This window comes from Aromatoleum evansii, from assembly GCF_045689615.1.
GTDB lineage: Bacteria > Pseudomonadota > Gammaproteobacteria > Burkholderiales > Rhodocyclaceae > Aromatoleum > Aromatoleum evansii.
The window spans coordinates 17978-37777 of the sequence record NZ_CP141259.1 but is presented as its reverse complement, the minus strand read 5'-3'; the positions used below and the strand labels follow the sequence as shown (position 1 = coordinate 37777).

General features: G+C 65.3%; 18 protein-coding genes and 1 tRNA gene. 7 read left to right on the top strand and 12 right to left on the bottom strand.

Annotation, left to right across the window (positions count from 1 at the left end; all coding sequences use genetic code 11):
- Nucleotides 1-36: 36 nt before the first annotated feature.
- Nucleotides 37-1125 (top strand): alanine dehydrogenase, encoded by a 1089-nt coding sequence (gene ald, locus U5817_RS00160; RefSeq protein ID WP_407279294.1) that lies wholly within the window; start codon nucleotides 37-39, stop codon nucleotides 1123-1125.
- 1486 nt (nucleotides 1126-2611) lie between these two features.
- Here ald and istB read toward each other — a convergent pair.
- From istB to U5817_RS00135, 5 genes are all read right to left on the bottom strand, one after another.
- The gene (istB, locus tag U5817_RS00155; RefSeq protein ID WP_407281012.1) at nucleotides 2612-3436 is read right to left on the bottom strand and encodes an IS21-like element helper ATPase IstB; all 825 of its coding nucleotides are present in this window, start codon (nucleotides 3434-3436) and stop codon (nucleotides 2612-2614) included.
- Nucleotides 3426-4919 (bottom strand): IS21 family transposase, encoded by a 1494-nt coding sequence (gene istA / locus U5817_RS00150; RefSeq protein WP_407278191.1) that lies wholly within the window; start codon nucleotides 4917-4919, stop codon nucleotides 3426-3428. Before istA ends, istB begins: the two co-directional genes overlap by 11 nt.
- 57 nt (nucleotides 4920-4976) lie before the next feature.
- Nucleotides 4977-5849 (bottom strand): type I restriction endonuclease, encoded by an 873-nt coding sequence (locus tag U5817_RS00145; protein WP_407279293.1) that lies wholly within the window; start codon nucleotides 5847-5849, stop codon nucleotides 4977-4979.
- Between the two features lie 72 nt (nucleotides 5850-5921).
- Entirely contained in the window at nucleotides 5922-7256 is a 1335-nt protein-coding gene (locus U5817_RS00140) for a DUF6538 domain-containing protein (protein WP_407279292.1), read from the bottom strand.
- An 82-nt stretch (nucleotides 7257-7338) separates the two neighbouring features.
- Nucleotides 7339-7423 (bottom strand) — tRNA-Leu (locus tag U5817_RS00135).
- Nucleotides 7424-7613: 190 nt separating this feature from the next.
- On the opposite strand from U5817_RS00135, the gene U5817_RS00130 reads away from it, so the two are divergent.
- A complete protein-coding gene (locus U5817_RS00130) occupies nucleotides 7614-8012 on the top strand; it encodes a hypothetical protein (RefSeq protein ID WP_407279291.1) in 399 nt (132 codons plus the stop codon).
- 66 nt (nucleotides 8013-8078) lie between these two features.
- On the opposite strand, the gene U5817_RS00125 is transcribed toward U5817_RS00130, so the two are convergent.
- From U5817_RS00125 to U5817_RS00115, 3 genes are all read right to left on the bottom strand, one after another.
- Nucleotides 8079-8558: a hypothetical protein gene (locus U5817_RS00125; RefSeq protein ID WP_407279290.1), complete on the bottom strand. Its 480-nt coding sequence runs from the start codon at nucleotides 8556-8558 to the stop codon at nucleotides 8079-8081.
- Between the two features lie 79 nt (nucleotides 8559-8637).
- Nucleotides 8638-10194 carry an AAA family ATPase gene (locus U5817_RS00120; RefSeq protein ID WP_407279289.1) on the bottom strand — a complete coding sequence of 519 codons (1557 nt, stop codon included), beginning with the start codon at nucleotides 10192-10194 and terminating at the stop codon, nucleotides 8638-8640.
- Nucleotides 10195-10311: 117 nt separating this feature from the next.
- Nucleotides 10312-10923 carry a LysE family translocator gene (locus tag U5817_RS00115; RefSeq protein ID WP_407279288.1) on the bottom strand — a complete coding sequence of 204 codons (612 nt, stop codon included), beginning with the start codon at nucleotides 10921-10923 and terminating at the stop codon, nucleotides 10312-10314.
- Nucleotides 10924-11014: 91 nt separating this feature from the next.
- Here U5817_RS00115 and U5817_RS00110 point away from each other — a divergent pair, with 91 nt between their 5' ends.
- Complete coding sequence (locus U5817_RS00110; RefSeq protein ID WP_407279287.1) at nucleotides 11015-12025, top strand: GlxA family transcriptional regulator; 1011 nt, start codon at nucleotides 11015-11017, stop codon at nucleotides 12023-12025.
- A gap of 79 nt (nucleotides 12026-12104) precedes the next feature.
- Here the strand turns inward: U5817_RS00110 and U5817_RS00105 are convergent, their stop codons facing one another.
- From U5817_RS00105 to U5817_RS00090, 4 genes are all read right to left on the bottom strand, one after another.
- On the bottom strand, nucleotides 12105-12539 hold the full coding sequence (locus U5817_RS00105) for a cyclic nucleotide-binding/CBS domain-containing protein (RefSeq protein WP_407279286.1): 435 nt from the start codon (nucleotides 12537-12539) through the stop codon (nucleotides 12105-12107).
- 344 nt (nucleotides 12540-12883) lie between these two features.
- Nucleotides 12884-13243 carry an arsenate reductase (glutaredoxin) gene (gene arsC, locus U5817_RS00100; RefSeq protein WP_169132130.1) on the bottom strand — a complete coding sequence of 120 codons (360 nt, stop codon included), beginning with the start codon at nucleotides 13241-13243 and terminating at the stop codon, nucleotides 12884-12886.
- Nucleotides 13244-13292: 49 nt separating this feature from the next.
- On the bottom strand, nucleotides 13293-13784 hold the full coding sequence (locus U5817_RS00095; protein WP_407279285.1) for an NAD(P)H-dependent oxidoreductase: 492 nt from the start codon (nucleotides 13782-13784) through the stop codon (nucleotides 13293-13295).
- A complete protein-coding gene (locus tag U5817_RS00090; protein ID WP_407279284.1) occupies nucleotides 13781-15841 on the bottom strand; it encodes a diguanylate cyclase in 2061 nt (686 codons plus the stop codon). Before U5817_RS00090 ends, U5817_RS00095 begins: the two co-directional genes overlap by 4 nt.
- A gap of 250 nt (nucleotides 15842-16091) precedes the next feature.
- Here U5817_RS00090 and U5817_RS00085 point away from each other — a divergent pair, with 250 nt between their 5' ends.
- The 4 genes from U5817_RS00085 (at nucleotide 16092) to U5817_RS00070 (ending at nucleotide 19750) form a co-directional block, all read left to right on the top strand.
- Complete coding sequence (locus tag U5817_RS00085; RefSeq protein ID WP_169132127.1) at nucleotides 16092-16457, top strand: RodZ family helix-turn-helix domain-containing protein; 366 nt, start codon at nucleotides 16092-16094, stop codon at nucleotides 16455-16457.
- Nucleotides 16457-17677 (top strand): type II toxin-antitoxin system HipA family toxin, encoded by a 1221-nt coding sequence (locus U5817_RS00080; protein WP_407279283.1) that lies wholly within the window; start codon nucleotides 16457-16459, stop codon nucleotides 17675-17677. The genes U5817_RS00085 and U5817_RS00080 overlap by 1 nt, the downstream gene beginning before the upstream one ends.
- Nucleotides 17678-17863: 186 nt before the next feature.
- Complete coding sequence (locus tag U5817_RS00075) at nucleotides 17864-18178, top strand: hypothetical protein (RefSeq protein WP_169132125.1); 315 nt, start codon at nucleotides 17864-17866, stop codon at nucleotides 18176-18178.
- A gap of 132 nt (nucleotides 18179-18310) precedes the next feature.
- Nucleotides 18311-19750 carry an ATP-binding protein gene (locus U5817_RS00070; RefSeq protein WP_407279282.1) on the top strand — a complete coding sequence of 480 codons (1440 nt, stop codon included), beginning with the start codon at nucleotides 18311-18313 and terminating at the stop codon, nucleotides 19748-19750.
- The last annotated feature ends 50 nt before the right edge of the window (nucleotides 19751-19800 follow it).

The window sequence follows — 19800 nt, the reverse complement described above, 5'->3', positions numbered from 1 at the left end:
CAGGCGGGCTGCCTGCCTTCCCACGGACCATCGATCATGCAAATCGGCATCCCGAAGGAAATCAAGACCCACGAATACCGCGTCGGTGCGACGCCGCACAGCGTGCGCGAACTGGTCGCCCACGGTCATCGCGTGCTGGTGCAGGGCGGTGCGGGCACGGCGATCGGCCTCGCGGACGAGCACTACCGTGCCGAAGGGGCGGAAATCGTCGACACCGCCGAAGAGGTCTTTTCCCGTGCGGAACTCATCGTCAAGGTCAAGGAACCGCAGCCGCAGGAATGCGCGCTGCTGCGGCCCGGCCAGGTGCTGTTCACCTACCTGCACCTCGCCGCCGATGCGCAACAGACGCGCCTGCTGCTCGCATCCGGAACGACCGCCATCGCCTACGAAACCGTCACCAGCCCCGCGGGCGGGCTGCCGCTGCTCGCACCGATGAGCGAGGTCGCGGGACGCATGGCGATCCAGGCCGGCGCGAGCTGCCTCGAAAAACCGCACGGCGGCTCCGGCGTGCTGCTCGGCGGCGTTCCCGGTGTTGCGCCGGCGCGCGTGGTGATCCTCGGCGGCGGGGTGGTCGGCTACAACGCCGCGCGCATGGCCGTCGGCCTGGGCGCCGACGTCACCGTCGCCGACCCTTCGCTGGACCGCCTGCGCCGTCTCGATGAACTCTTCGCCGGGCGCATCCGCACCCGCCACGCGACCGGCGGCGCGATCGAGTCCCTAGTGCTCAAGGCCGACCTCACGATCGGTGCCGCGCTCCTGCCCGGGGCACGCACGCCGCGGCTCGTGCCGCGCGAGTGGCTGGCGCGCATGCAGCCCGGCTCGGTGCTGGTCGACGTCTCGATCGACCAGGGCGGCTGCTTCGAGAGCAGCCACCCGACCACGCACGCCGACCCGACCTACGTCGTCGACGGCATCGTGCATTACTGCGTCGCCAACATGCCCGGTGCGGTCGCGCGCACCTCCACCTTCGCCCTCAACAGCGCCACCCTGCCCTTCGTGCTGGCGCTCGCCGACAAGGGCTGGCAGCTGGCGACCGCTGAGGATCCGCACCTCGCCGCGGGCGTGAATATCGACGCCGGGCGCATCGTCTGCCCGGCCGTCGCGGAGGCCTTCGCGGCCGCGTGAGCGCGGGGGATGGGGGCATCGGGCGGGCGCGGAACTCAGGATGCCCCCGCGCATGCCCCCGCATGTGTCGGGCCAGGGGGCAGCGCGCGGCGGCGGCGCGTGGACGTGAAAAAGGCCAGAACCCTTGTGCTGCTTAGGATTGCTGGCCTAGATCGGACTACTTGGGACTGCTGAATGGTGCCTTGGGCGAGACTCGAACTCGCACGTCTTGCGACACTACCCCCTCAAGATAGCGTGTCTACCGCTGCCCCTTGCCGGTGAAGTTGAAGAATTAACACGAGATTACCACCATACAGGGCCTGCCTGTCACGCAGCGGATTCAGCACCCAGAAACTGGCCGCATTTGCCTGCAGGCCGCTGGTGTATGCTATCGGTCTTCAGAACACCCCTGTGCTTGAGTATGCCGAAGCCCCTTCCCCTCGCGGTGCTGGCTCTCGCCGTTGTTGTATCGAACGGGGGTGCCGCCGCATCTCCACCGGACGGGGCTCTAATGTGCGAAGACACTCGGACGAAACTCGTACGTGCATTCAAGACATGCCCGCAGGGGACTATCGAAGTCTTCCCGCTTATCAAGTCAACGGGTGGCGGGTACTGGTCGCCCGGCGGGTACTGGGTAGGACAGGTCGCACCTCGCGTGGATCGTTCGCCCCCAGATCGGCACACCGAGCAGGACGAACGGGCGTTGCAGAACCTGCTAGGTCGCACACCCCCTGCGCGTATGAGATAGCGAACTCACGAATGTTGACAAACGAACGTATAAGCGCAGGGTTGCAAAGGATACGTTTCGGTTGCCCCTTGACAGAACAGTGGAACATTCAACCTCGCGTTGACTATCCCCCAACTCAAAACGTACTCTTCGGTTTGGTAGCTTGACTACCAAAAAAAAGCCCCCGACCGTCAGGCCGAGGGCGAACTTCGTGAGTGAAGTAACTACCTGATGCCGGAGAGGTGCGCCAACACCTCAAGCACATGCTGAAGAATCTTCAGTGTGTGCTCGGCAATCAGGAGCCAGTCCTTCCAGTCCATCAAGAGCAGTGTTTTCAATGCTCGGGCTCCTTCTTTACCACTTCTCCCCTGCGGTTAACCGGTCACGCCTTGTCGGCCTACCGATCGCTTACCGCTCCTGATCTCCGCAGTGATCACAGGATGGCTTGATTCTAAGCACTACCTCACTCTGGAAGGAATCGTCCACTGCTGTGCTACAATTCTCCGGTTTACCTAGAGGCCAACCCGTTTGGCTTCAGCTCCTTTGTTAGTTGGGGTCGTTACTGCGAATCAGCGTAACGGAGGAGCCGGGGGAATGACAACGGCTGCGTGATCAGGGTGTCCGCGCGCGTTGAATTTTGACCCCCCGTGTGCACCGAATTCTGACCCCGGGGGTTTAGCCGTTCATCATTGATTGGCTGGAGTGAAGTGTAGTCGTATCGACCGAGGGGGAGGAAGCGGCGAAGGGCGTAGCCCGCAGCCGCTTCCTCCCCCTCGGGGCTCAGAATGGCGCGTCCGGCTCCGCGGTCACATCCAGGGACTCGACGGGCCGCGCCGCTCGGCTCACCTCGCGCGCCCGGACGCGCGCCTTGGCCGTCTGACTGCTTTGCTGGAAACGGAAGGATTCGTTGCCCGTTTCCACGATGTGGCAGTGGTGCGTGAGACGGTCGAGCAGCGCAGTGGTCATCTTCGCGTCGCCGAACACGGCGGGCCATTCGGCAAAGGTCAGGTTCGTCGTGATGATCACGCTGGTGCGCTCGTAGAGCTTGGAGATCAGGTGGAAGAGCAAGGCTCCCCCGGCCTGGCTGAAGGGTAGATAGCCCAGTTCGTCGAGGATCACGAGATCGACGTGCATCAGCGCGTGCGCGAGCCGCCCCTGTTTGCCTGCGGCCTTCTCCAGTTCCAGACTGTTGGCGAGCTCGACGGTGGAGAAGAAGCGTACCCGCTTGCCGTGCTCAGTGATCGCCTTGACGCCCAGTGCGGTCGCCAGATGAGTCTTGCCGGTCCCGGTGCCGCCGATGAACACGACGTTGGCGGCGGCATCGGTGAAGGCGGCGGTGGCGAGTTCATCGATCAACTTCGCATCGACTTTCGACTTGCCGAAGTCGAAGCCGGACAGATCGCGGTGCATGGGGAAACGCGCCGCCCCCATCTGATAGCGGATTGAACGCACATGCCGGTCGGTGACCTCGGCCTCGAGCAGACACTGAATGAGCCAGCCGGCGCTCTGGATGCCGACCCCGCCTTCCGCGAGCAATTCATCGTAACGCTGGGCCATGCCGTGCAGACGCAGCGATTTCAGTTCGGCGACAATCTCACGCATGATCGTTCTCCGCGTGCAGACGGTCATAGCGGCCGGCGTCGGCAAGCGGTGCCTCGGTCACCGCGAGTACCGTGTCGAGTGGTGTCGGTGGGGGCGCCTGGCGCAGGCGGGCGAGCACATTCTTGACGTGCTCCGCGCTGGGCGTGCCGGATTCGAGGATCAGTTCGACCGCCACCAGCACGTTCTCCAGGCCGTGTCGGGGGACGTGCGCCAGAATGTCGGCCATCAGCCGATCGCCGCCCGGGCGTTTGACGAGCAGCGCCCGCAGTCGCTGTAGCGGCGCCGGCAAGCCCTCGAAGGGCGCACCGTTACGCAAGGCACCCGGCTTGCGTTCGAGCAGCGGCAGGTAGTGCTGCCAGTCGTAGATGACCTGGCCGCGCTCGAAGCTGCGCGCATGGGTGGCGACCAGGCCGTCCTCGGCATGGATCTCGATCCGCTCGGGGTACAGCCGCAGGCTCACCTTCTGGTTGGCGAAGGCGCACGGGACCGAGTAGCGATTGCGCTCGTTCGTCACGAGACTGGTACTGGACACCGGCACGATCGCCTCCACGTAGCCATCGAAGCTCGGCACCATTGGCATCAAGGCATCGCGCTCAAGCGTGAGGGCGTCGGCGATGGTGAGGTGCTCGGCGTCCGGGTACGCCAGTTCCGACCACAGCGCCTGGCAGCGCACCTCGAGCCAGGCGTTCAGTTCGGTGAAGCTGCCGAAGCGCCGTTGCAGCGCCTCCTGCCACAGGCGCCGCCGGCTGTCCTGCACGTTCTTCTCGACGACCCCTTTCTCCCAGCCGCTGGCGACGTTGCAGAAGTCCGGATCGAACAGGTAGTGCGACGCCATCGCCGCGAACCGCGTATTGACGATGCGCCGCTTGCCCACGCCAACCTTATCGACGGCGGTCTTCATGTTGTCGTAGATGCCGCGTCGGGGAATGCCGCCGAACACCCGGAACGCACGCGTGTGCGCATCGAACAGCATCTCATGGCTCTGCGTCGGGTAGGCCGCGAGCATGAAGGCGCGGCTCGCACAGAGCTTCGTGTGCGCGAGCAGCACCTTGCGATGGAAGCCGCCGATCACCAGCGACTCCTCGCTCCAGTCAAACTGGAAGGCCTCGCCGAATTCGAATTTGAGCGGGATGAAGCTCGATTTCGCCGGCTTCCCACCGGCCTCGCGCCAGCGTCGCACGTACTCGCTCACCCGCGAGTAGCTGCCCGTGAAGCCCAACTCCTGCAACTGCCGAAACAGCACCAGCGCCGTGCGCCGCTCCCGCTTCGCCCGGCGGGCGTCCGCCTCGAGCCACTGAACGAGGCGCGTCTCGAAGGGCGCCAGCACCGTCTCCCGCGCCGTTCGCCGGTACTTCGGTTCGGCCCCTTCGCCCGCCCTCAGCCATTGCCGCACCGTGTTGCGCGACAGCCCCGTGCGCCGGCAGATCTCCTTGATCGACAGCCCGTCGCGAAAGTGCAACCGCCGAATCTTGCCCAGCATGTTCATGGTGATCATCTCCTCGAACCCTGCTCAAACATCGAGCAGGCAGGTTAATCACCGGGGTCAATTTTCAGCGCGCATAACCCGCGAAAGGGGGTCAATTTTCAATGCGTAGCAACATTCCATCTCTTCAATGGTAGTCAGTACCTTGTCCTCTTCGGACTCATTCTCGGGTTTCACGATGTCGCCACTATCGGCAACTGTTGGAGCAGGTTGAACTGCGCCATTCATTGCCGATTTCAGACGGTCATTCACTTGGTCGCTAAGGAACTGAACTGAAGCCTTGCGAGTGAGTTCCTTGAATTGCTCGCGCACCTTTTGCGTGATCATTCCGTCGTAGACGCGAGATGCGATGAACTTTATGAAGTCGTCGTCGGGAGCGCTGAACTGGGTCGCGATTACTTTCTTGATCTGCCCGATGAACTTCAGTTCTCCTGCAGCACTGATGATTGACTCGACATCAAAGGCTGACTTTGTGAGCTTCACTAGCTCGGGCACGGCGTGCTCGTCGATATCGAGAAGGTCGAGTTCGAGGAACGGTTTCTCATCCATCTTATTCGGTGCGTCGAGGTCGGTGAAGAACTTATAGACCTGACCGTTGGTGAGGATGGAAATCCGTGCGTTCGTGACGTGGAAGTACCGGAACAGCTGGCCGGCATGATTGATGCAGAGAGGTTCGCCGATCTTCTTGCACTCGACGAGAATTTGGACTTCGCCGTTCTTCAGAATCGCGTAGTCGATCTTCTCGCCCTTCTTGGTGCCGATGTCGCAAACATACTCGGGAGTCACTTCGGTGGGGTCGAAAACGTCATACCCGAGGACGGAATTAATGAACGGCATAACGAAGGCGTTCTTTGTCGCCTCCTCCGTCTGGATGGCTCCGGCCTGCTGCCGGATCTTTGCTGCCAGACTGTTCAGCTTTTCGATGAATTCCATGTTGTCCTCGTATGCGCAGCGACTGTGGCATCGTATTTCGAGACGGCTGCGTGCGGCAAGAGGAGGATCGGACTAGTCGTGATGCAGTAAGGACCGATGGTCGGCGATCTTGGCTAACCACTCGTGCATGACCTTCAGGCTGTAGCCGCTCCCATACCCCTGACCTACGGACTTCAACGCCCAGCCCCCGATAGCATCCGTAATGGACTCCGGGCACTGCACTTCACGCAGCCGATCCCGCATCGTGTGTCGAAGCTCATGTGGTGTGTGATCCATTCCAGTTGTCCTGATCCACTTGGCAAGAGCAGCCGAGGCCGCTGTGGCGTTGCAGGCCACTTTGGTGGTGTAGCGAGGAAAGGCAAACCGTTGATCCTCCTTGGCCGATTTCCTAACCCGCCGAGCGGCCCATAGCGAAACTCCAACGAGTGGAACAGTCCTCTCGGATTCCTTGTTTTTCAGGGATCGCCAAGGATGGGGCCTGATTACGACGTGGGGGATCTCGGCGTCTGTCTTGAGATCATCGAGCGCAAGCCCTGTTATCTCGGCAAGACGTGCCCCTGTGTCGGAGAGCAAGGCCACAAGCCACCTGAGATCGTCATCAGCCTCTCTGCACTTCGTCTGCACGGTCTTGAGTTCGTCAACGGTGAGCGGCAGTCGCTTTTTCCCATCATCTCCCTCGCCCGCGATCTTGTGACCGGAGAACGGACTCTTTCGCTCTAGCTCCCTCTCCTGCGAATAGGCGTTGAAGATGGCGTTCAAGGCAGTCAGCCGTCTGCGCACGGTCGCCGTGGTCACCCCGCGGGTAAGCTCGGTATTGATGTACGCCCGTGCATCGGCTCGGCTAAGGCTGCGGATGGGCTTATCGCCTCTCACCGCAACGAACCCATTTACCGCGATCGTCGAGGCCTTCCTGAGGCTCTCTGAGTCGCCTTTGTGATGGGACGCCAAGTAGATCCGCAAAGCGTCGCTCATAAGGTCCGTATTCGGATCCGTGTGGGAGCCAGCTACAGGAGCCTCAGCAGGGTAGGTATCGCCTGTCCCGAATGTTGAGTCTTCACGAGGGAAGCCCCCGTATCGTGGATCCGCGTGGGTTACGAAGTGCGAAAGGAGAGGGGCGATGTCGGTGTTGAGGTCCGAGAGCTTTTCCGGACACCTTGGGGGTTTCGAGGGGAAGGAACGGGGATCGGTCCGCAAGCGCTCCCACTCGGACTCGTAAAGGCGGTCAAGTTCGGCAACCTTGTGAGCCGCTGTAAGGGGATCTGCAGTGCGAAGGTTTCGCTTGATGAGTCTGGCCGGATACCTGTTGGCTAGATCATGCGGAATGGAGCGCTGATAGTAGAACCGTCCCTGACGGAGGTACGTATGTCGGACGGAGACTTTCAGGACGTTCCCGATGGTGATTTGCATGGTCGACTACCACGAAATTACCACCGACAAGAGGTGCTGCAGGGCTGAATCCCAGTGCTGACGCGGGATTCATCCGAAGAAATGGTGCCTTGGGCGAGACTCGAACTCGCACGTCTTTCGACACTACCCCCTCAAGATAGCGTGTCTACCAATTTCACCACCAAGGCTTCGTCGCGTTACTGCGCCTGCGCGGGGCAAACAGCAGTGACTGCGGAAGGGCGCGGATTATAGCCCGGGATGCCCGGGTCTCGTCAATCCTTGTCGCATGGACTATCGACAAGGCCGGTCGTGAGGGATTACCGCGTGCCGCGCACGGACGTTCCCTACAATGCCCCATGGATATACGAGGGACATTTCATGGGAACGCTTCATGCATATCTGGCCGGTCTTGGCGTTCTCGCGTGCGGCGTCGGCGCATCCGGCCGGGCCGCGGCAGACGATGCCGAAACGGTGTGGGCGTGCTGGTATGACCGTTCGACGTCCGTGCTCTGCAGGCTCCTCACCGCACCGGCGTCCCCGATCGAAACCGCCGTCGAATCCCCGCTGCCCCTCGTCGTGCCAGCGAGTTCACGCCCTGGCGCGGTGCTTCCGCCCCTCGCCCACGTGATCAGCGAAGCCCCCGCCCGGCTCGGCGGCCGCACCGTGCGCATCCCTCTCCTCAATCACGCGCACAACATGGACGCGGTCGAGCAGCTTGCCGAGGCGGTGATGTGCGGCGCGCGCAGCGACTGCCGCGTGCTGTTCGAGCGCGGGTAGGGACGAAGAGCAGGGCCGTTCGCCGGGGTCGGTCAGGGATGTCGCTAAGGCGAGCGCGTTAGGGGGTCAGTCGTCCTCGGCACGGTAGGCGGCGTAGGCAAGCATCAGCCCGAAGCCGAAAGCGAGCAGCCACTTCAGCGACGACGCAGCACCCGATGCCGCGTACAGCGGCGCCACACCGAAGCGCGGCATCTCCGTGAGCCACCAGTGCAGCGCATTCTCGATCGCGTCGAAGCAGGCTGCGACCGGCAGGAGCCAGCTCAGGACGCGACGAAACGCCGGCGCCCGCGCGGCCGCCACGTCCGTGCGCGTCGCCAACAGATAGCCGAAGAGGCCGTAGGCGAACAGAAAAGCGAAGTCCGCGGGCAGGTGGCTGCGGTAACGCGCGAGATCGGCCGGTGACCAGAAGTGGACGATCTGCCCGAAGCTCCTGGGCGTGAAGGCGAACTGCAGCGCCAGCACGCCCGGATCGAGGGGCGCGAGATAGCAGAAAAGACCGACGCCCAGCGCCAGCGTGCTCAGTGCGGAGATCCATACGGCGCGCATCGCGCTCCCCCTTGTCGAAGCCGGACAGGCGGCCGGGAAGGTGAATCGTGGTCTGGCGCGGTGTTGCCGGCCATGCTGGTCAGTCTGCCGGTACGCAGCGCTCGGCCGCCCAGGCGCGCAGGGCCTCGATCTTCTCGCCCATGACCTGCGCGAGCGGACGCGTCGCCGCGGCTTCACGCAGGAGGTGTTCATTCGAGAGCGTCGCCTCGCCGGCGAGCGTCTCGTACAGGGCCGCGACGACGAGCTGCTCGAGCTCTGCGCCCGAGAAGCCTTCGGTGGCGGCGGCGATGGCCGCGAGGTCGAACGCTTCGGGAGCCAGCCCGCGCCGGGCGAGATGGATGCGCAGGATGTCCTGGCGCACATCGGGCGCGGGGAGATCGACGAAGAAGATCTCGTCGAAGCGCCCCTTGCGCATCAGCTCGGGCGGCAGGGCCGAGATGTCGTTGGCGGTGGCGACGAGGAAGACGCGCGACTTGCGCTCGGCCATCCAGGTGAGCAGGCTGCCGAGGAGTCTGCGCGAGATCCCGCCGTCGCTTTCCGAATCGCCCGTCGACAGGCCCTTCTCGATTTCGTCGATCCACAGCACGGCCGGCGCCATCGCCTCGGCCGCGCGCAATGCCTCGCGCAGCTTGCGCTCGGTCTCGCCGGTGAACTTGTCATAGAGGCCGGCGAAGTCGAGGCGCAGCAGGGGCACGCGCCAGCTTCCCGCCGTGACGCGCGCCGCCATGCTCTTGCCGGCGCCCTGAACGCCCAGCAGCAGCGCCCCCTTGGGCGCGGGCAGGCCGGGCACGCTGCGCTCGCCGGTGAACACCGGCCGGCGCAACTCCAGCCAGCGCTTGAGGCGTGCGAGCCCGCCGATGTCCTGCGGCCCGAGCGCGCTCATCTCGACCTCCAGGGCACTCCCGCCGAGCATGTCCTGCTTGTAGCGGGCGATGCGCTCGAGATCGCCCGCCGTGATCAGGCCGTCGTCGCGCACGGCGTTGCGGATGAGACGGCGCACGTCTTCCTCCGGCAGCCCCACCACCTGATGGAGGAGGCTCGTCATGACCTCCGGCTCGCCGCGCACCGGCTGGCCGCTCGCCTGCTTCTGCAGGGCGATCTCGTCGCGCAGGATCTCGCGCACGCGCGGCAGATCGGGGATCGCGAGCGACATGCGCACTGCGTGGCGCGCCAGCTCGGCGGGCAAGTCCATGCGCGGCGCGACGAGCACGATCGTCCGCTCGGCGACCGGGTGATCGAGCACGATCTCGCGCAGCAGGCGCGCAACCACCGGGTCCTCGAGGAAGGGGTGCGGGTCGAAGAGCACATACAGACCCCTCCCCGCGCGCTTGTCGATGAAATGCAGGGCGGACTGCAGCGTCTGGGTGTCGGGGATCGCCTGGCGGTGGTCGTTCGCCTCGCGATCGGGCCCGTCGACCTGCTCCACCATCGCGAAAAGCCCCGTCGGGCGCGCCGAACCGTAGCGGAAGTTGGTGTGCGCCAAGCCGTCCGCGACGGTCCAGCAGAAGCACTGGGCGTCCAGTTCGCGCGCGGCCCGGTCGAGAAGGCGCATCGCCTTCGCTTCTTCGACCGTCTCGATGGCGATGAGCGGCATGCGGGAGCGCAGGAGGGTGGAGAGCTCGCGGAAATCGGGCATGGCAATTGGATAGGGAGGGCGACGCGCGATTGTAGCCCGGACGCCGAGCGATTCAGGGATCGGCGCCAGGGTGAGCGGGATCCGGTGAGCACGAGGCGCGACGGTTTTCGCCGCCTGCTAATGCGTCATCGGCAGGCTCGCTCCGATTGCCGCGAAGAAGGTCCCGCAGACGCGATTGAACCGCTTGCCGCCGCGTTCCAGCCACGGCCGGATGCGGTGCGCGAGGCGTGCCAGGCTGAGTTCGACGAGGAACTCCACCGCCGCGAAGCTCAGCGCCATGACCAGGAACTGTGTCGGCAGGGCGCGCTCGGGGTCGATGAACTGCGGGAGGAAGGCGCCGTAGAAGAGCAGCACCTTCGGGTTCGAGATCGCCGCAAGCAGTCCCTGGCGGAAGAGGGTCGCGCCGCGCGGCGTGTCTTGGGCAGCGACGGCGTCCGGATGCAGGGCCGGCGCCCGCCATAGTTGCACGCCGAGCCACACGAGATAGCACCCGCCAACCCATTTCAGCACCAGGAGCGCGTCCGCGGATACTTGCAGGAGCGCACCGAGGCCGAACATGGCCAGCGCGATCAGGCCGATGAAGCCGGTGACGCCGCCCAGGATCGTGAACAGCGCCATCCGCGGGCCATGCAGTGCACCATGCGTCAGGGCCAGCAGGCCGTTGGGACCGGGGGTGATCGAGAGCCCCAAGACCGCCACGAGATAGATGAACCAGGTTTGCAGCGCCATCGGCATTCCTCCTTCCGTCACGAGGCACAGTCTAGGCGGGTGTCGGGCGAATCGATGGTAATATCTGGACGGATTGATGGAGAATATGGACATGCCGGACACGAACGCCCGGACTCCCGTCCCGGATATTCGCTTCCTGCTCTTGCCGCTGCCCGAGTTCGCCATGCTTCCCTTCGGCGGTTTCCTCGACAAGCTGCGCTTCGCCGCCGACGACGAGGACTACAGCCGGCAACGCTATTGCAGCTGGCGGGTGCTCGGCCTCGAGCACGGCCATGTGGAGTCGAGCAGCGGCGTGGCCGTGCGGGTCGAGCTCACCCCTGCGGAGCTCAGTTACGCGGATTACGACTATCTGGTCGTGTTCGGGGGCCGCAGCGCGGCGGCCACCGAGGCGCTGGCGCCGCGTTACCGCAGCGTCCTGCGCGGTGCCGCGGCGCGGGGGGTTCGGCTCGTCGCGATCGACAACGCCAGCTTCCTGTTTGCGGCCTGCGGCCTGCTCGCCGGACACCGTGTCGCCGTCCATTGGCGGCATGAGGTCGAATTCCGCGCGTCCTATCCGCGCATCGAGGTTGTGAACGAGCAGCTGTACTGTTTTGACGGCGACCGCATTTCCTGCGCGGGTGGGAGTGCGGCGATCGACCTTGCCGTCGAGATTCTCGCGCGCGCCTGCGGGCGAGCCCGCGCGCTGAAGGGGCTGGCGGACATGCTGGTGGATGAAGCACGCAGCAGCCGTCACCCGCTCCGATCGCTCGACGAGGAGGCGGCGAGCGGGCGTCATGTCGGGCGGGCGATCGCGCTGATGCGCACGCTGCTCGCCTCGGACAAGTCGTCGGACGAACTCGCGCGCGCGATCGGCATCAGCCGGCGGCAACTGGACCGCCTGTTCGTCGACGCCCACGGCGTCACTGCGTCCGAATACTGGCGCGAGATGCGCCTGCAGCACCTGCAATGGCGCCTGCTGAACTCCGACCACAGCCTTGCTGTGCTCGCCGACGAGGTCGGCATTGCCGACGTCAGCTACCTCGGGAAAATGTTCAGGCGGCGCTTCGGACAAACCCCGGCCGCGTTCCGGCGCGATGCGCGGGAACGCCGCCGCCCTGCGTGAACCTCGCTTGAAGGAGCGGGTCAGCTGCGCGTCGCGCGCCGCCGCACCGCCATTGGAAGTGCGGCGACCCGGCCGTGCGTCAGAGGATGACCGAGATTTCCTCGCGGCGCACCAGATCCTGCCCCAACTGAAGCCCATCGATGTCGAGCGCGTCGTGGGCAGCGAGCAGGCCGACCGGCGTCCCGCGGCCGTCCACCACCGGCATGTGGCGGAATCCGCCTTCGTACATCAGGTGCAGGGCATGCCCGAACGGCTTGTCCTTGTGGATCGTCTGCACCTTCGTCGTCATGATGCTCTCGACCGGCGTGGCGGCCGGATCGAGTCCCAGGGCGACGAGCCGGAACACGATGTCCCGCTCCGTCAGGATACCGAGCAGCTTCCCCTTATCCACGACCAGAACGGCCGAGGACTTCATCTCACGCATGATGATCGACGAATGGCGGATCGTGGTGCCCGGCGAGACCGTGGGAAATGGGCGTTGGCCGATGACTTCGCGAATGGGGCGGTGTGGCATGGCATGTCTCCTCTTGAAAGAAGGGAGAAGACCGGGAGGTCTTCCTTTCAGCCGTCCTGGAATACAAACAGGCTTTCACCGGGTCGGCGCTGGCGGGTTGATGTCGCCAATCGTCGACGGCCGCCCTGCGCCGCCCGGTGAGCATCCGATATCGCTCAGCGCGGTAATCGACGCTCGACAGAGGTCATGCATAATCCGGGCCGCCGCCCAGTGGATAAACAACTCAATAAAAACAATTAACTGCGCGGTGCCTGGTTTCCGACGGGCGTGCCGGCCGCACCACATTGGTGACAATGTGGCCGTGTCGTGAGCCAAATCCGTGCGTCCGGGCGGGACGCGGCGCCTCAGGCCGGCGGCAGGATGTCCAGCACCCGCTCCGGCGGTCGGCACAGCCGCGTGCCCAGCGGCGTCACGACGATCGGGCGGTTGATCAGGACCGGATGGGCAAGCATCGCGTCGATCAATTCCTCGTCGCTGCGCTCCGGGGAGCCGAGGCCGAGTTCGGCGAACACGGCCTCCTTGTCGCGCATGATCGCGCGCACCTTGAGTCCGCTGGCCGCGATCAGTCCGACGAGCTCGTCGCGGCCCGGCGGCGTCTTCAGGTACTCGACGACACGCGGCTCGATGCCGCGCTCGCGCAGGATCTGCAGTGCGCCGCGCGAGTTGCCGCAGCGCGGGTTGTGGTAGATGGTTACGTCGGTCATGGAAGATGTGCTCATGGAAACGTGATGGGAGGTGCGGCGCCCACCGTCTTCAGAAGATTCCCAGCGCCAGACCAGCTGCAATGCCTGCGCCCAGCTCTTCGCAACGGCCGAGCTCCTCCGCCTCGATGCGCTTCGGCCGAAGGATCTCGTCGGTCGTCTGCGCATGGGTGCACACGATCACGGCCGGCGCGACCGGCTTCAGCCGCCACCCGGTCGTGATGCGCTCGATCTGCCTGACCGCGTTGCTGCCGTCGCTGCCCGCGCACACGAGCGTCGCGTAGGGGCGGCCATTGATGCGGTCCAGCGCCGCATAGTAGGTGCGATCGAAGAAGTCCTTCATCTGGCCCGAGATCGCCGCCAGGTTCTCCGGCGTGGCGAAGATGTAGCCATCCGCGGCCAGGACGTCGTCGGCGCCCGCCTCGTGCGCATGCAACAGCCGCACCGCGACCGAGCCGTCCGCGGCGGCGCCTGCGGCAGCGGCGTGCGCCATCTGCAGCGTGCCGCCGGTCATGGTGTGATAGACGATCAGCAGGGTCTTCATGCGGAGAGCCTGTCCGACACGGCCGCGCCCAGGTAGGGGAAATAGGCGCGGTCCTGGTTGACGATGTGCTTGGCGACCATGTCGTGGGCGAGGAAGGAGAAGAGCGCGCCGAAGTCCGCGCCGCCGCGTTGGAAGTCCGCGATCAAGGCCTCCGCCTTCTCGGTGAGCGCCTCGTGCATCCGGACATGCGCGGCGAGGTCGGGGTAGCCGATGCGCTGCAGGAGCCGTTCTTCGTCGCGGAAATGGTGCACCATCGTGCGGTACAGCGCGTCGATGCGCGCGCGAATCTCCTCGATGGGCCGCTCCGCGACGATCAGCGCCCAGAGCGCGTTGATTTCGTCGAACAGCTCGCGGTGTTCGGCGTCCAGTTCGGCGTCGCCGCTCTGGTAGGAAGTGTGCCAGGCGAGCTTGACCAGTCCGTCCTGCTCGGCCGTGCTGCCCGCCACCGAATGGTCGGCCTCGACGCGGTTGCGCCCGCCCTGCTTGGCGCGGTATAGCGCCGCATCGGCGCGCGCGATCCATTCGTCGCGGGACTCGGCATCGCCCAGCTCGGCCACCCCGAAACTCGCCGTGACGCGGCCGACGCCTGCGATCGGGTGCGCGGCGACGCAGGCCCGTGCGCGCTCGGCCAGCACCGCCGCGCTCGCAAGATCGGTCTCGGGCAGGAGCACGAGAAACTCCTCGCCGCCCCAGCGGGTCAGCGAATCCGGCTTGCGCAGCGCGCTGCGGATGCAGCCCGCGACCGTCTGCAGGACCTCGTCGCCCCTGACGTGGCCGTGGCGGTCGTTGATTCCCTTGAACAGATCGACGTCGAGCAGGATCAGCGCAAGGGGATGACGATAGCGGCGGGAACGCTCGACTTCCTGCGCCACGACGTCGTAGAACTGGCGCCGATTCCACGCCCCGGTCAGCGCATCCGTTCCCGCGAGCTGGTCGAGCTGCTTCAGGGTCTGCAGCAGGGCCTGCTCCTTGTCGTGCAGCCTGGTCACCAGGCGGTTGAATCCGAGCAGGAGGTCGCCGACCTCGTCCTGGCGCGTCACGGCCAGGGGGGCGAGTTCCCGTCTGCCTTCGGCCATCTCGCGAATCGAACGGGCCGCGTCCGTCAGCGAACGCAGCAGGCGCGGCATCACCACCAACAGGATGAGGCTCAAGCCGATCATCGTCCCGAACGAATTGCGCCACAGCAGGCGACGCAGCTCCGCGACCGGCTGCGACACGTCGGCCGCCGGCATGCGCGCGACGACGAGCCATCCGCTGTCCGGCACGGCCGCGATGGCCGCGAGTTCTTGCTCGCCCTGCGCGTCGACCATCATGCCGGTGCCCCGGTAGCCCGCCATCGCGCGATCGAGCAGCGGATTGACGCCCGGCGCCGGGGTGGGCTGGAGCACCATCGCCGGGTCGTTCGAGGCGACGAACAGCTTGTCTGCGGGCGACACCACCAGGAATCCGCCGCTTGCGCCCAGCCGCGTCTGCTGCAGATCGTCGAGAAAGCCCCCCTTGTCGAGCCGCAGCTCGCCCGCCAGCACGCCCAGCACGCGCCCGCCGCCATCGCGCAGCGCTGCCGCCATGACGATGATCGCCGCGCCGTCGGCCCCGACCCGGTGGGGCCTGCCGATCACCGGACCCTCCGCGCCGAGTGCAGCATGGAACCAGTCGGCCCCGGAAACGGCGGACAGGGACGATGCATCGCCGGCAATGGCCCTGGGACTGCCCGTCACGGGCTCGCCGTCGGGCCGCAGCACCCGCAGCCCGCGGTCAAAGAGCGGGCTCAGGCGTTCGCGCTCGCCGAGCCACGCCGCGAGCTGCGCGGGCTCGCGCACCAGCGCAGGGGGCAGCGTGGCCGCCAGTTCGCCGATCAAGGTGCGCCGCATCTGGAGGCTGTCAGCGAGATCCTGCGCGACGAGGGCCGCGATCGACAACTGAGCGTCCGCCACGACTTCATGCACGCGGTCCCGCACCGCCGGCAGCATGACGAACTGACGTACCAGGACCCCGACGACGATCAGCACGATGCCGAGTCCGATCAGGCGGAATTTCACGGTGCGGAAGAACGACATGGGCAGGGGCGGGGCCTCGCGGGCAGAGCACGCAGTGTACCCACGTCCTGCGTGCAATGGCATGAACGAGTCGACGATCAGGAGCGACCCGACGCATCGAATCGCGCGCCGCGTTTCTTACGCTGTCCTGAGATGAAGCAGTGCGGGATTGGCAAAGGCACTTGCCCGAACGGCCCCTGATTGCCGAGTTGATAAAGCCGCGACGTAACATATACTTCGATAAAGCGGCTTCGCAGATAAAGTCTATGTAATGTCAAAATCCTCCCTCGCCCTCGACTCCCTGCCTCCGGAAGTGACGGCTTCGCTGCAGACGCTGGGCGAGCAGCTTGCACTGGCACGTCTGCGCCGCAAGGAATCCCAGAAGCAATGGGCCGGCCGCCTGGGGGTGTCGGTCCCGACGCTGATCCGCCTCGAACAAGGCGATCCCACCGTCAGGATGGGGGTCTATGCGACTGCGCTCTGGCTGCTCGGGCTGTCCGGCGGTCTTGCCGAGCTCGCCGAGCCGGGCAAGGACCTGCGGGCGCTGGAGTCCGACGTCCGTCAGGCGAGCCGCCTGCGTGCGACCAGGACGCGAACCGCGCGCACGGCCCTTCGCGGCAAGAAGGAAGGGAGCTGATGAGCCCGACCGCCCCTCCGCCCGACACGCTTCATCTTTGGTATCTGGGCAATCCGGAAGTCCCCGTCCTGGTCGGGGAGCTCAATCTGGTCATGGGCCGCCGCGCCGTCTCCCTGCGCTACGCGGAGTCCTGGCTCAGGCACGGCTTCGCGCTCAGCGAAGACCTTCCGCTCAGCGACATCGAGCACTTCCCGAAGGAAAAGGACACCGCTGCCGGCGCCGTCGACGATGCCCGTCCGGATCGCTGGGGCGAACGCGTGATCCGCCTCCTCGACCGCCCACCGAGGCTGTCCCTCCTGGAGTTCCTGTACTACGCCGGCGACGACCGCTTCGGCGCGCTGGGCGTGTCGAGCTCCCGATCCGCCTATCTCCCCCGCCAGATCGGCCCCTTGCCGAGACTCGCCGATGTCGATGCCGTTCACGAGGTCGTCCGTCGCGTGCTGGCCAGGGAGCCGATCGACGAAGGACAACGAAAACTGCTCGCGCCCGGCGTCACGATGGGCGGCGCACGCCCGAAGGCCTTGCTTCAGATGGAAGGCGTGGAGTGGGTGCTCAAGTTCGCCGAGGACGACCGGCCGGACGAAGCCCTGATCGAGCACGCGGCGATGACGCTGGCCGCGAAAGCCGGGATCACCGTCGCCGAGACAAGGCCTGTCCGGTTCAGGAATGGCGCCGCCGTCGCGATCCGTCGTTTCGACCGCGAATCAGGACGCCGTGTGCACGCCCTGTCCGCGAACGTCGCCCTGAAGGCGGCAGGCGTCGAAGCTTCCTACCCCAACCTCGCCCTTCTGCTCCGCCGGCGCGGCGTGGCCGAGCTCAATCGCGCCCAGATGCACGAGCTTTTCCGGCGCCTGGTATTCAACATCCTCATCGACAACACCGACGACCACGAGAAGAACCACGTACTGCTGGTCCGGGCGAACCAGCAATACGTCCTGGCGCCGGCGTTCGACGTCCTGCCGATCGGCCATTCGCTGGGCTACCAGGCGATGGCCGTCGGAAAGCAGGGCGCGGAATCGTCGATCGACAATGCGCTGAGCGCGGCTGCGCATTACTGGCTGACGCCACAGGGCGCACTCGCGGAAGCACGCAGGGTGGCGCAGGTCGTCGACGACTGGCGTGCGCATTTTGTCGCGCAGGGGATTTCTGATCCCGTTATTGACGAATTGGCCGACCATATCGACCGGCCATTCCTGCTGGAGCAGCGGCGAGCGTTGTAGGTTGCGCCCGGAACAGCTTTGCAGCCGTTCAGCCGTTCGGGCAGTGCCCTGAGTCCGCCGGGCCCGTCATCCCTGCGGATGGCCGTGCCTCGGTTTCCGTTGATCTATATTCAAATTCCGGGATCCACCTGTGAGTGTTGGTGATCTCCGGCGAGGGGGAAGCCCGACAGAGACAGGAGACGAAAAATGATGATCGCGCGATGGAGCATCGACGCCCGCTTCGGCTACAAGGCGCAAGTGGTCGAGGCGATGCAGAAGTGGATGATGGACATCGGCAGCCAGATCGGCTGGACGAAGGAGAAGACGAGCCTGCTGACCGGTTCGATCGGGGCGGGCGAGGCCACGGTCCAATCCGAGATCCGGATCAAGGACCTCGCCGAACTCAACGCCGCATGGGACAAGCTGGGCACCATCGAGGCCCACCGGCAGTGGAGCAAGGAGCTCGAACCCTACGTGGTGTCCGGCTCGCCGCGGTGGGAGATATTCCGGGTGGTTGATTGAGGCGCCGACGCGCGACCCGGTTCGGCGACGGGGGAATCGGAAGCATGCCGTCAACTTTATGAGGTGGACTAATGTGCACGAATAGTTAAACTACACATTAACTATTTAAGATACAGATGCCGTTTTCCCCTCATGAAGGTATCTCAAGACGAACTCATCTCCATACTCTCCCAGTTCAATCCGTGGTGGCGCGGGGAGACCATCACCGATCTGCCGGAGTGGCGCCGGGCGGCATTCCGGGAGTTGTACGAGTGGGTGGATAGCCCGCCCGCCCCGAGAGCCGTGCTGCTGTCGGGGGCGCGCCAGATCGGCAAGACCACGCTGATGCTGCAGGCCGTGGATGCGCTGCTCGAGCGGGGTGTGCCTCCCGGCAACATCCTCTATGCGACCTTCGACCATCCGCTGCTGAAGCTCGCCGGCATCGACGCCGTGCTGGAAGCCTGGCGCGAGCGCGAGCCGCGGGTTGATGGCAACGAGTATCTGTTTCTCGACGAGGCCCAGTTCATTCGCGACTGGGGAACCTGGGTCAAGCATCAGGTCGACTTCGCCAGGCATCGGCGGATCGCCTTCACGGGCTCGGCGATGCCGCTCACCGAGGCCGAGCAGGAGTCCGGCGTGGGACGCTGGCACACGATCCGGCTGACGACGCTTTCCTTTTACGAATACCTGCAGATCAAGAAACTGTCCTTGCCCGCCCTGCCCCGGATCGGCACGCTCCGCGACCTCTTCGACTGGACGCAGCCCGAGCTGTATCGGGTCGGCGAGTCCGCCACGCATTACGTCGGGCACTTCCACGAATACCTCGTGCGCGGAGGATTTCCGCAGACGGCCCAAGTCGAGAGCGTGACGCAGGCCCAGCGCCTGCTGCGGGAAGACATCATCGACAAGGTGCTGAAACGCGACATGACCGCGCTTTTCGGCGTGCGCCGCGTGCTCGACCTGGAGCACACGTTCCTGTATCTGTGCATGCACGACGGCGGGCTCCTCGACATGCCCGACCTGTGCGCGAACCTGGAGGTGAAGCGACCGACGGCCCAGAACTTCCTCGAACTGCTGCAGGCGGCCCACCTGATCTACCGCCTGCCGCCCTTCGGTTACGGCAAGGACGTGCTGCGTGCGCGCTTCAAGGTCTACCTGGCCGACGCCGCCATCGCCCCCGCCGTGATGCTCAAGGGCAAAGCGATCCTCGAGGACGCCGCCGCCCTCGGCATCGCCACCGAAACCGCCGTCTTCAAGCACCTGTTCGCCCGCTACTACCCGCAAAACGTCCGCTTCAGCTACTGGCGCGGAAGGAAGGACCAAGAAGTCGACCTCGTGGCGGAAGTCGGCGGGCAACTGATCCCTTTCGAGGTCAAATACCGTGCCCAGCACACCGGCGTGCGCGAACTCAAGGGCCTGGTAGAACTGTGCCGGCAGAAGGCCATCGACCGCGGCTACGTGGTGACGAAATCGCTGGATGACTTCGGGGTGATCAGGGAGCTGCCGGAAACGGAAGCGCGCGTCATGCGAGTGCCGGCGGCCTTGCTTTGCTACTGGATGGGGGAGTCGGAGGTAGGGCGGGGAAGGGCATAAGTCAGGGACCTCATCCAGCGCGTCACGACTGAGCAAATCGTGGTCTGTCC

Excerpts from the sequence above, each read along its gene's own strand:
- U5817_RS00105 (WP_407279286.1), bottom strand. The coding sequence starts at position 12,539 with ATGCCACACCGCCCCATTCGCGAAGTCATCGGCCAACGCCCATTTCCC.
- U5817_RS00095 (WP_407279285.1), bottom strand. The coding sequence starts at position 13,784 with ATGAAGACCCTGCTGATCGTCTATCACACCATGACCGGCGGCACGCTG.
- arsC (WP_169132130.1), bottom strand. The coding sequence starts at position 13,243 with ATGACCGACGTAACCATCTACCACAACCCGCGCTGCGGCAACTCGCGC.
- U5817_RS00110 (WP_407279287.1), top strand. The coding sequence starts at position 11,015 with ATGCCGGACACGAACGCCCGGACTCCCGTCCCGGATATTCGCTTCCTG.
- U5817_RS00125 (WP_407279290.1), bottom strand. The coding sequence starts at position 8,558 with ATGCGCGCCGTATGGATCTCCGCACTGAGCACGCTGGCGCTGGGCGTC.
- istA (WP_407278191.1), bottom strand. The coding sequence starts at position 4,919 with ATGAACATGCTGGGCAAGATTCGGCGGTTGCACTTTCGCGACGGGCTG.
- U5817_RS00085 (WP_169132127.1), top strand. The coding sequence starts at position 16,092 with ATGTCAAAATCCTCCCTCGCCCTCGACTCCCTGCCTCCGGAAGTGACG.
- U5817_RS00130 (WP_407279291.1), top strand. The coding sequence starts at position 7,614 with ATGGGAACGCTTCATGCATATCTGGCCGGTCTTGGCGTTCTCGCGTGC.
- U5817_RS00115 (WP_407279288.1), bottom strand. The coding sequence starts at position 10,923 with ATGGCGCTGCAAACCTGGTTCATCTATCTCGTGGCGGTCTTGGGGCTC.
- U5817_RS00075 (WP_169132125.1), top strand. The coding sequence starts at position 17,864 with ATGATGATCGCGCGATGGAGCATCGACGCCCGCTTCGGCTACAAGGCG.
- U5817_RS00070 (WP_407279282.1), top strand. The coding sequence starts at position 18,311 with ATGAAGGTATCTCAAGACGAACTCATCTCCATACTCTCCCAGTTCAAT.
- U5817_RS00090 (WP_407279284.1), bottom strand. The coding sequence starts at position 15,841 with ATGTCGTTCTTCCGCACCGTGAAATTCCGCCTGATCGGACTCGGCATC.
- ald (WP_407279294.1), top strand. The coding sequence starts at position 37 with ATGCAAATCGGCATCCCGAAGGAAATCAAGACCCACGAATACCGCGTC.
- U5817_RS00080 (WP_407279283.1), top strand. The coding sequence starts at position 16,457 with ATGAGCCCGACCGCCCCTCCGCCCGACACGCTTCATCTTTGGTATCTG.
- U5817_RS00140 (WP_407279292.1), bottom strand. The coding sequence starts at position 7,256 with ATGCAAATCACCATCGGGAACGTCCTGAAAGTCTCCGTCCGACATACG.
- U5817_RS00120 (WP_407279289.1), bottom strand. The coding sequence starts at position 10,194 with ATGCCCGATTTCCGCGAGCTCTCCACCCTCCTGCGCTCCCGCATGCCG.
- U5817_RS00145 (WP_407279293.1), bottom strand. The coding sequence starts at position 5,849 with ATGGAATTCATCGAAAAGCTGAACAGTCTGGCAGCAAAGATCCGGCAG.